Source organism: Okeania sp. SIO3B5 (assembly GCF_010692555.1).
In the GTDB taxonomy this organism is placed as follows: Bacteria; Cyanobacteriota; Cyanobacteriia; order Cyanobacteriales; family Microcoleaceae; genus Okeania.
This window is the reverse complement of the sequence record NZ_JAAHHG010000710.1, coordinates 1-4,248: the sequence shown is the minus strand read 5'-3', so window position 1 is coordinate 4,248 and position 4,248 is coordinate 1. Positions and strand designations below refer to the sequence as shown.

The following is a 4,248-nucleotide window of genomic DNA, read 5'->3' as shown; positions in this document are numbered from 1 at the left end:
CTCCCTTCTCCCCTGCTCCCCTTCTCCCCTTCTCCCCTTCTCTCCGTGTCCCCGTGTCTCCGCGTCTCCGTGTCCTCGTGTCTGAGGAGTTCCTTATAAGGGATAGCTCCCAGGAGGGGAGTAGGCAGTAGTTAGGACGAAGAAGGAATGGGAATTACAGAGTCAGTGGCCAAAATAATAGTCAGAGTGATTTTTCGGCTTTTGCTTCGGTGAAAACCCTCACTTTTTTAACCATTACTTGCTGAAAAGCTCATACTTTTTCCAGACATAAATTGCCTAAAACCAATATCAGTCAATGCGTGCGATATTTAATCAGCAAACCCTAATTAGTTACAGCAGAAGGAAGAAGGAAAAAGGCATTTAGTTATTTAAGCAATTAGTTTTCTAGCAGAGAAGGAAGGACTGAAGGGCCGAAAAATATGGCGTTGTCTAAGTTTTAAGCTTTTGATCTGTCAAATATAGTAATGGCAACTGCTATACTTAACCAAATTATTAAGTAGCCTAACTCCTAATTCCTAACTCCTGACTCCTTCTTCAAAATGACACACCAAAAGAAAAAAAGTTGATAGCTTACTACTGATTACTATAATTGTGCAAAATCTAACAGAAAAAAGTATCAAACACTCTGCACAATTTAATGCATATGCTCCAATCAAATCTGTCTTTCCAGACATATACTCACTCAGATTTTCAAATCAATAACTAAGATGAACAAGCAGACTTCTACAGAGAAAAAGTTTTACTACTTTGCCTATGGATCTTGTATGTGTCCTGTAGACTTAAAACGAACCATGGGAGAAAATACCCATCCTTACGTCATCGGTCCGGCTACACTTAAAGGATATAGAATTGGATTTTATCGTTATTTAGAAAAGCGTAATTGTGGAGCATTAGATGTAGTGAAAGACCCGAATTCTAATGTAGAAGGAGTACTTTATAATTTACCTTTGAGGTTACGTCCTCGCCTAGATGAAAGAGAAAGTGTAAAATTCGATTTTATTAAACAAATTCACTGCGGTGGTTATCGACCAGAAATAGTTGAGGTGTATAGTCAGGGGGAATTATATAGTGAGGTTTGTACCTATACTGTTATAGATAAATTGCCCCAAGAATTAGCTCCTAACGATTGGTATTTGAATGTTGTACTTAGAGGAGCTATAACTTGCGGACTTTCTGAAGAATATTGTTGGAAATTGTTTGAACATATGTATAATTTACAGCACCAGAAAAGACAAGAATATTTATTGTCAGCAGCTTAGATATCAAAATTCAAAAGTCAAAAGTCAAAAGTCAAAAGTAATCTCTGACTTACTTTCAGCATTGGGTTAAAAAAGGCAGAAGATGAAAATCTATCAAGAAATTTAGGGGGTTTTTAACGACCCTCTAAATTTTGGCGTTTCATGTCTTGATTGAGATTGACATTCTTTTTTTTCTTTTATGATTATGAATCTAATTACTCTAAAGTATTTTTTTTGCTAAAAACGATTAAATCACAATTTACCGAATTATTAATAATTAATAATTAATAATTAAATAACTCTGGTTTAAAGCCTCCCCCTTTTAAGGGTAAAAAAGCGGTCGAGGGATGGCGAGGTCTCCTCGCCATATCCAATCGACCAAGAGAAAAGAAATAATATCTCCTTATATTCAATCAAGGACGGTTTTAACCAGAGGTAATTATCAATTATCCATTATCAATTATCAATTAATGAAAGCATATTGCACATAGATGAGGTACAAATATAAATGGTAAAGTGTTTGTATTGCGTGCATTTTGCCCGCGACTGGTGCACCTCACTAATATAAAATACGCTGTATATGATGTCCGGATAATAGCGCGATAAAAAAAAATTCTTATCCTCTTCCTTCTTCCTTCTTCCTTCTTCCTCCTTCCTTCTTCCTTCTTTCAATGATGAAATAACATAGTTATTAAAGGGAAAAAATTTAATAATATCCAACTCCAAAACCAATAATTATTTTGTTGTATAGAAAAATCTGGTTCTGCTAACAACGCATCGATTCTTTCTGTCAAACGGTTAGGCGGAGTTGTACAACTAAATGCAGCAGCAAAATTAGCTGGCTGAGTTAAACGATCGCTCACCATTAGCAACAAAATTTCTGCCAATAATAATCCATCAACTTGTTTTTTTGCCCACTGATCGGCACGCACTTCTCGAAGAGTCAAAAGTTCATGCCACAAAACTTCAGTATTTGGTAAAAAAGGCACAATTTTTCCTAGCCAACCGAACCAAAAAAACCAAAAAGTATCTCGATAATAATAATGTGCTTGCTCGTGATTTAAAACTGCATAAAGTTGCTCGGAATTTAATCTTTCTATAAGTCCTTTACTCACTACTAACTGAGAATCCCAAAAGCCTATTTGGGCACTAAATAAAATAGGATTATCCAGTAAACGTACTGATTTACCCTTAATAATTATCTGAGGATAATTATTCACTTCTTGTACAGACTGCCATCCTTGATAACCTAAAACCAAACCTAAAATAGCTGTCCATCCACAAAAACCCCAGGCCAATAAATAACTAAACCATCCAGTTGATAGTCCAAGCATTTTTCCTTGAGGACCCATACAAATAACTGCAATAGCTGTCGTAACTAATATTATGGGAGGAGAAATAAATAACAGCAGTGATCGCTCCCAACGTTGGCCCCAATTACGCGGAGTAAAAAAGTAAGCTTTTCTGAGGCCATAAGATAACCCAAAAGCTCCCAAAATGATAATCAGGTGCATTATCCTTTTTCCTCCCTAACTTTGCGTATAGCTTTTAGCTTTTCGGCGATCGCTTCTATTTGCTCGATACTAGCAGAATCTAAACTATCGGCAAAAGAGGCCACTAAATCTGGGTTTCCTACTTCCAGAAATTTATTTAATTGTTGATGGGCTCTCAACATTTGAGCTTCTTGACGAGAAACTAAAGGTCGCCACACAAAAGCACGCTCACTTTCATCACAAATTAACCAACCCTTTTGAGTCAGGCGACGTAGCACTGTAGTTACTGAAGTATAAGCTAGTTCTCGGTCAGGGTCAGCCAGAATATATTCATGTACCTGTTTGACTGTGACACAACCTAATGTCCAAACAATATTCAAAATCTCTGTTTCCAGAGGGCCTAAAGACATTTGTTGTGGACGGTGATCTGGTAAAGGACTCATTATTTTTTATTTTTAGATTTTGACAACACAGTAGTGAAAATTTCTCCTTTGTTATGGTAAATTATTTGAGTATGACAATCTGTCGTTTTACAATCAAAAATATCCAGAAATTAGATTTTTACCAAGACATAATCAGGGTTTTAGATTTTTTTCGGAGATCTCTATTGTATAATGACCAGCGAATACATAATCATCTTAAAAAAACAGGAGTAAATATGCGTTTTATCTCTTCGCTTTCCAAGTCTGTAGCACTGCTAGCTTCCATAGCAATGCTAGTTATCAGTAGTTTAGTATTCTCTAATCCAGCAGAAGCAGCAAACTATACAGTAACAATGGGTGCTGGTGGACTACAATTTGGTCCTAAGAAAGTAGCTGTTAAACCAGGTGATACAGTTACATTTAAGAATGCTATGCTCCCACCTCATAATGTAATGTTCAATCCTGCTAAGTCACCCGATCCAAATCTGTCCAAATCACTTTCCCACAAACAACTGGCATTTAGAGCTGGAGAGAGCTTTGATATAAATATCCCAGCAGATGCTAAGGCCGGTGATTATGAATTCTTCTGTATTCCTCACCGTGGCGCTGGTATGGTTGGCCATCTGGTTGTAGAATAATACCAGAACTTAAGTGTGAGAAACTACTTTAAATTTGCTTTACCTTGAAAACGCCATATGTAGGGGCTAATGCCATTGACTAACGCCAAGCTCCGCTTTATATGTTGCGGAGCAAAACGCTCTCACTGTATCTGGTGTCCGTGCGTAAGTCCTGTATGGTATCTATCTTGAGGCGATCGCTATAAAATTTATAGCGATCGCCTCAATTAGTAGGCACTATATATAGCAATGTGCGCTGGCATATTTACACATTATCTTTTGTACACCTTTTCTAGACTGCACTTTGAACTGGACATTGTAAATACCTGAGCGCTCATTGCTATATAGTGTCTTTGCGTAATATCATGTCCGGATAAGAGCGTGATAAAAAAACTTTCTCCTTCAACTCCAGTTCTTCTTCTTCCTTCTTCCAACTTCAGTCTTCCCTCCTGAGGACTGACTCCTGACTCCTGACTCC

At 37.2% G+C, this 4,248-nt stretch carries 5 protein-coding genes; 2 read left to right on the top strand and 3 right to left on the bottom strand.

Annotated features, from left to right (window positions below):
• The first annotated feature begins 707 nt into the window (after positions 1-707).
• A complete protein-coding gene (locus F6K54_RS41300) occupies positions 708-1,259 on the top strand; it encodes a gamma-glutamylcyclotransferase (RefSeq protein WP_293090296.1) in 552 nt (183 codons plus the stop codon).
• Between the two features lie 647 nt (positions 1,260-1,906).
• Here the strand turns inward: F6K54_RS41300 and F6K54_RS41295 are convergent.
• Together F6K54_RS41295 and F6K54_RS41290 are read right to left on the bottom strand one after the other, a co-directional pair.
• Positions 1,907-2,752, bottom strand: a complete 846-nt coding sequence (locus F6K54_RS41295; protein ID WP_293090295.1) for a M56 family metallopeptidase — start codon at positions 2,750-2,752, stop codon at positions 1,907-1,909.
• Positions 2,752-3,174 carry a BlaI/MecI/CopY family transcriptional regulator gene (locus F6K54_RS41290; protein WP_293090294.1) on the bottom strand — a complete coding sequence of 141 codons (423 nt, stop codon included), beginning with the start codon at positions 3,172-3,174 and terminating at the stop codon, positions 2,752-2,754. The genes F6K54_RS41295 and F6K54_RS41290 overlap by 1 nt, the downstream gene beginning before the upstream one ends.
• A gap of 71 nt (positions 3,175-3,245) precedes the next feature.
• Between F6K54_RS41290 and petE the strand changes: the two genes are divergently transcribed.
• On the top strand, positions 3,246-3,791 hold the full coding sequence (gene petE / locus F6K54_RS41285; protein WP_293090293.1) for a plastocyanin: 546 nt from the start codon (positions 3,246-3,248) through the stop codon (positions 3,789-3,791).
• A 251-nt stretch (positions 3,792-4,042) separates the two neighbouring features.
• On the opposite strand, the gene F6K54_RS41280 is transcribed toward petE, so the two are convergent.
• On the bottom strand, positions 4,043-4,248 hold a 206-nt coding region (locus F6K54_RS41280), incomplete at its 5' end, for a hypothetical protein (protein WP_293090292.1).

Excerpts from the sequence above, each read along its gene's own strand:
- F6K54_RS41290 (WP_293090294.1), bottom strand. The coding sequence starts at position 3,174 with ATGAGTCCTTTACCAGATCACCGTCCACAACAAATGTCTTTAGGCCCT.
- petE (WP_293090293.1), top strand. The coding sequence starts at position 3,246 with ATGACAATCTGTCGTTTTACAATCAAAAATATCCAGAAATTAGATTTT.
- F6K54_RS41295 (WP_293090295.1), bottom strand. The coding sequence starts at position 2,752 with ATGCACCTGATTATCATTTTGGGAGCTTTTGGGTTATCTTATGGCCTC.
- F6K54_RS41300 (WP_293090296.1), top strand. The coding sequence starts at position 708 with ATGAACAAGCAGACTTCTACAGAGAAAAAGTTTTACTACTTTGCCTAT.